General features: G+C 38.0%; 4 protein-coding genes. 3 read left to right on the plus strand and 1 reads right to left on the minus strand.

Annotated features, from left to right (window positions below; translation table 11 throughout):
* Positions 1-882: S41 family peptidase (locus AC1DG9_RS21255; RefSeq protein ID WP_477635193.1), on the minus strand; the 882-nt coding region annotated here is incomplete at its 3' end.
* A gap of 195 nt (positions 883-1,077) precedes the next feature.
* Here AC1DG9_RS21255 and AC1DG9_RS21260 point away from each other — a divergent pair.
* The 3 genes from AC1DG9_RS21260 to AC1DG9_RS21270 form a co-directional block, all read left to right on the plus strand.
* Positions 1,078-1,770 carry an alpha/beta hydrolase gene (locus AC1DG9_RS21260; protein WP_172660090.1) on the plus strand — a complete coding sequence of 231 codons (693 nt, stop codon included), beginning with the start codon at positions 1,078-1,080 and terminating at the stop codon, positions 1,768-1,770.
* Positions 1,771-2,486: 716 nt separating this feature from the next.
* Positions 2,487-5,735, plus strand: a complete 3,249-nt coding sequence (locus tag AC1DG9_RS21265) for a SusC/RagA family TonB-linked outer membrane protein (RefSeq protein WP_288879154.1) — start codon at positions 2,487-2,489, stop codon at positions 5,733-5,735.
* A gap of 29 nt (positions 5,736-5,764) precedes the next feature.
* Positions 5,765-6,468 (plus strand): RagB/SusD family nutrient uptake outer membrane protein (locus AC1DG9_RS21270; protein ID WP_477635194.1); only part of this gene is annotated, 704 nt, incomplete at its 3' end.

Here is a 6,468-nt window from a genome sequence, read left to right on the forward strand (position 1 = left end):
ATTGTATCCTGCAGAAATATTGGCTATCGTACTGGCAAAATTTTCCCTTCTTAAGGGGGCATTCTTATTACCCCTGTACTCTATAAATACGTCAGATGCCTGAACCTGTGCAATAGCKGCTGCCATTACCGCGCTCATGGCGATATCTCCTCCTGGATTGTATCGAAGGTCTAATATGAGTTCAGTTGCATTATTTTGTTTAAAATAGGCAAAAGCATTCTGAAGGTCATATTTTGATCGCCCTTCGAAAGAATTTAGAAACAGATAGGCAATAGATTTACCGGTACTGCTGATGATTTTATATTTGTATACAGGATTTTCAGCCACAATTGCTGCTCCGAGAATGAGTTCTTCTCCTTGCTGAAGTTTTAATACTATTTTACGCTGTTTAATGCTTGCGGCGATGAGGTTAGGTGCATTTATAGCCGACGGAGTAGTTTGATTAATACTTAGAATAATACTTCCTCTTTTCAGCCCATCGTGCTCTGCTATAGTGCCAGGTACAACTAAAGTCACTACCGTCTTAGTTTCTCCCGAACTATCGCGATAAATCGCTAGGTCAAATCCGAAATTATGTACCAGTGAGGGATAGTAGCTTTCTGGCAAAGTTGGATTGACTAATTTCGAAAATCTGTCTTCAGTACTTTTAATTGATGAAAAAAAATCCAAAGGAGCTTTAGTAATTTCTGGATTAGAAGGTAGACTATTTTGCCAATAGTAGTATACCCGCATGCTGTCTAATACCCAGCTGTTGATTTTTTCGTTGGAACCTGCAGGGTAATCTGGTTTTTCTGGGTCAGATTTCCGACAAGCAATAAATTGCAATGAAAGCAGGAGCCAACTAATACAGAATATGCTGAATTTCTTGCCAGAGATTGCCATTTCACTACTTTAAATCGTAGATGAAGGTAAATGATCCGGATTAAGCGAGGATTAAGTTACGGTTACGATAGTTATTCTAATTACAATAAGTTAAAAAGGGAAAAAATTACAATCCTTCGGGAAGACTGTCCATTCCTAACCCAGAATTTATGGTGCAACTTTGTATTGTTCAATCACTCATAAAAAAATAAAACGATGGAAAATTTAAATGTTAAGAATGTTGTTCTGGTACATGGCGCATTCGCTGATGGTTCTGGTTATAAAGCACTTTATAACGTATTGACAAAAAAAGGTTTCAATGTTTCAGTGGTACAAAATCCATTAACCTCACTTGAGGATGATGTCCTTGCTACACATGTGGCGCTTGATAGAATAGGAGGACCAGCTATTCTTGCTGGCCATTCATGGGGTGGAGCTGTAATTACCGAAGCAGGGAATCATCCAAATGTGGCTGCACTTGTTTATATCGCAGCATTCCAGCCAGATAATGGAGAATCAGCTTTGGAATGGCTGCAAACTGCTCCGCCAGCACCAGAAAACGGCGTTTTGCCGCCTGATGAAAAAGGTATAGTTTATTATGATAAAGACAAATATCACGCAGGTTTCTGTGCGGATATCGATGCTGAAGAAGCTGAGTTTATGTATGCCTCTCAGGGTGCGTTTTATGCAAAGGGTTTTGTAACTCCAATTACAGATGCTGCCTGGAGAAATAAACCTTCATATGGATTAATTGCAACTGAAGATAAAAGCATCAATCCTGAAATTCAGCGAAATATGTACAAACGTTCAAATACCGTTGTCGAAGAAGTTAAAGGGAGCCACGTTATTTTTATGTCACAACCTGAACTTGTTGCAGAAATGATTGTTAAGGCGGCTGAAAACGCATAGAAATAAAATCAAGAATATTTACCCGTATACCGGTTAGCCGGTATACGGTTTTTTATAAATGGATTGTTTTGTCTTTATAAGCAACATGCTGCCATGTCTCCAAACGAATTTCAAAGTTATAAATACGGTCAGTAGCTTAGGTTTTATTGAGATATTCCTAATAGATATTCTGTTGTGTTGCCAATGACAGTAAATATTCTATTAAGTTTAATTGTAATGTTGTTTTGTTGCTTTTATTTTGTTAAATAGAGTATTAAGTTCTTGTATAGCATATATTTTTACGCTTTTTTATTTAATTTATTTTATTTTTTATTAGTTTTTGAAGTTTTTTTATTAAAAATATCAAAATAAATACCAGTGAATTTAAAATTATATTACTTTAGCTTCATGAAATAATTGAATTGTTGGGTGTTGTATTCTTTGTAGCCTGATTTTCATTCGGATTATTTAAAAACCAAACTTTTTTTGCTCACTTTTTGACATTTAAGCCAAATTAGTTCTAAATAGCTAAATCGTTTTACCTAAAAATTATCAACATATAATAATAAACCGACTATTAAACAAATAAATCTAACTAAAACAATTTAGCCTATGGAATAACCTAACAATCAAAATTAAACCAACCAATGGAAACTTTAATGTTTCAAACCAAACCAATCAATCTGAACTCCTGGACTCCTGATGACAAATAGGGAGCAGGTATTAATTTAAAATTCATGAATGCAATTTTATATAAGAATAAAATACTAGGCGTACTAATGCTATTGCAGATAGCACTAGGAACTATATTTTTTAGTGGCTACGCCCAATCCACCACAGCAATCCATATTAACGGTGTCGTTAAAGATGCAACCGACAATCAGCCATTACCAGGGGTGTCGGTAATAAATAAGAGTACCAACAACGGCAGTTCTACAGACGATCAGGGGCGTTATTCAATAAACATGCCTGTTGGAAGTACAATCGTGTTTCGTATGCTTGGTTATAAAGCAAAAGAAATTGTAGTAAAAGCTGGTGATACCAATATCGAAATTCAGCTGGAATCTGATCAAAAGACGTTAAATGATGTAGTTGTTATTGGTTACCAGAAAGTTTCCAGAAGAAAGGCCAGTGCTGCTATAACCTCAGTTGATCCTAAATCTATTGCTGATGTTCCGGCGCCGTCCCTAAGTACCTTATTGCAAGGTCGTGTTGCTGGATTAAACGTGCAGAACTTTTCAGGCGAACCAGGGGTAAGAAGTACTGTTGTATTGCGCGGAAATACCGCCGTGAGCAGAAACATCGACAATAATCCCAATTCGGCTTCTGGTAAAGCCAGCTTGGCCAGAGCGATTAGCGGACCGCTATATGTAGTGGATAACGTAATGCAGAGTACGGAGGATATTGCGGCTTTGAATTTTGGTAACGGAACCAGTACAGATGTCTTAGCAGGTATACCTATTAGTGATATTGAGAACATCGATATTTTAAAAGACGCATCAGCTGCAGCAGTCTATGGATCTCGTGGAGCCAATGGAGTTATTCTTATCACAACAAAAAAAGGATTAACCGGAAAAACGCAAATTAATTTCTCTACCTACCATGGTATTACAGAACGCCCAAACCTTGATAAGGTACTGATAGGAGCAGAAGAAGGCCGCGCAAAAATGGAACTGATCAACCATTATGGAACGTATGATAACCTAAAAAACATTCCTCAAATACTTACTGATAGTTTAAACAGTGCTTTTAATAATGCGAATGACTATAGAGGCCAACTTTATCAGACTGGTAAAGTGGATAATTATGATCTGTCATTTACCGGTGGTACAGAGCAATTTACTTATCGTTATGGGTTAAATTATTATTCTGAAGACGGTATCATTAAAAAATCAGGTTTCGACAGGTATAGTATCAACAGCAGAATGGGCGTAAAACTTGCCCCTAAATTGGACGTTGGTGTTCAGATTCGCTATAACCGTCTCGACAGACCAAGATCTGTTAGTGATTTAAGCGGAGGTAACAGCCCTTTTAATGGAGGATACTATGCAAGCAGTCCACTGCCATCTTCAAATCTTTTTCTCCCTGATGCAAATAGAGATTTCATCTTTGGAAATACAAATATCCAAACAGATGCCAATACCAATAACAGCTTAAGCATAAGTCCGACCATCGATTGGAAAATCTCTGACAAATGGTTATTTAACACCATCATATCTTATGAAACTGCAAATAGCAGAAAGGATACTTTCACACCAGGAACAGTTCGCAGAAGTGGAACAGGGTATGCAACGAGCTTTGTAGACAATTCTGCAAACTATTTGATGAGCAATACCATTCAGTTTTCGACCACTATTAATGATACCCATCATTTAAATTTACTTGCCGGACAGAATACAGAGTTCCATCAATACAGGGCAACATATGCCGAGGCTGATGGTATACCTAACGATCAGATTAGTGTAGTAAAAGTGATCAATAAAATGGGTTCTTATGCCTATTCAGATTTGATCGAAAGCGGTATCCAAACTGCCTTTTTCAGAGCTAACTATGATTTTAAGGGGCGATATCTGTTCTCGGGCGTAATAAATGCCGATGCATCATCAAAATTTGGTAAAGGTAACCGGGTAGGTTTCTTTCCATCATTCTCCGCTGGATGGATCGTTAGTGATGAACCTTTTATGAAAGGTGCCAGCTCCTGGTTAACCTTATTTAAAATTCGTGGTAGCTATGGTATCACAGGCAGACAACCGGATGGTGGCGATAGTTACCTATCGTTCAATACCTATAACGTTGGGGCGGGCAGTTTCCCGGGTAGCTCAAACCCATCAACAGGTCAAAACGAATCGAATACGTATAATGGAGTTCCTTCAGTGTCTCCAAACTTTTCAGGAGGTTTGTCAAACAGTGAACTTACCTGGGAGCATTCAAAACAAGCGAATATTGGTGTAGACCTGACTTTTTTAAATGGCCGATTTAATTTTGTGGCCGATGCTTATGTCAGAAATACGACCGAGGGAATATTTACACTTGCACTCCCTATTACTACAGGTTACTCAACTATAACTTCAAATGCCATTGGTACAAGAAATAGTGGTATCGAAACTCAATTCATTGCTCATTATTTCAATCCATCAAAAGCATTTCAGTGGGAAACCAATTTCAACTTTGCTTTCAATAAAAATCTGATCACATCGCTGCCAAATGGTGGCCGGGATATCTATTTAGATAAATTCCTTTTGCGACAAGGGCAGTCTATCAATCAGTATAATGTATTTGAGCAAACAGGCATATATGCCACTGATGGAGATGTTCCTGTAAATCCCATCGACGGAAGTGTGCTGAGCTTTTATGGATATCCTTTTAAAGGTGGAGATCCAATATGGAAGGATCAGAACGGAGACGGAATTCTTGACGCTACAGATTATGTACCTGCCGGGAATCCAAATCCAAAAATGACAGGAGGTATGGTAAATACCTTCAGCTATAAGAATTTTAGCCTTTCCGTATTTGCGACATTTACGTTAGGACGAGATATCTATAACGATTACCTGGTAGGAAAGCTCTCGCATTTAGTACCAACAGATGATGGTGATCCTGATCCTTTGCACGCATTAAGCAACAATGCATTTCCATATTTAAATGGCATTAATTACTGGCGGAATCCGGGAGACAATGCAAATTATCCTTCTTTAAGTTCATTCTCTGGCACGCGTTACAAATACGCTGCAGTAAGCTCTCGATGGGTTGAAAACGGATCTTATATCCGTATAAAAACGGCCACTTTAGCCTACGCATTTAAGCCAAAAGTATTACAAAGACTATCATTAAGCAGGCTAAGGGTGTATGCTATGGCAGATAACCTTCATATTTTTCAATCGGCCAATTTACCGGATGCTGAGCAGGTTGATGCCTTTGGTATTTACAACGGCAGCGGTTACGCCATACCTAAAAAGTATACGATAGGTCTGGAAATAGGGCTTTAATAGTTTTATCATTTATTAAATATGAAATCATGAAAATACRTTTCAAAAAACATATTACAGGGCTTTTGCTTTTAATACTAGTCATCAGCTCTGTTGCTTGCAAAAGAATTCTGGACCTCGAACCCCATAATTCGACCTTTACCGGAGCTTATTTTACTAATGGACAAGATGCAAATAGTGCCATTTCCGGAGCATACTCTTCTCTAAGAAGGGTATTGCTAAACAATTATTCGTGGCATGTGTATGGTGATGCGCCTTCAGGTGAATTTAGCATCAGATCTGATAGGGACAATCAAAATTATAACATTTCAAATGGAGAATTTACTGGTTTAAACGTAGGTTCCGGGAACTGGAACTGGCAATCTTATTATCAACTGTTACAGCAGGTAAATTTGATAATTAACAAGGTTCCAGGTATCGCTATCGAGAAATTTACCAATCAGGATGATAAGAAACGTATCATAGGAGAAGCTTATTTTCTTCGTGCTTTCACTTATTTCTACATGAGCAGAATATGGGGCGATGTTCCGTTAAGACTTGAACCTGATCTTGATATTAATCAGGCAAAAAATATTCCTCGTACACCTGGGGCCGAAGTGCTTGCTCAATGCATCAAGGATCTTGAACTTGCCAAAGCTAATCTTGTTTTTGGTTACAGTGATGAAAATCAAAGAGCTGTAAGGGCAAATAAGGGAAGTGCACTTGCTTTGGAAGCACACATAAAAGCCTGGAC

This window comes from Pedobacter sp. 05L430, assembly GCF_056397585.1.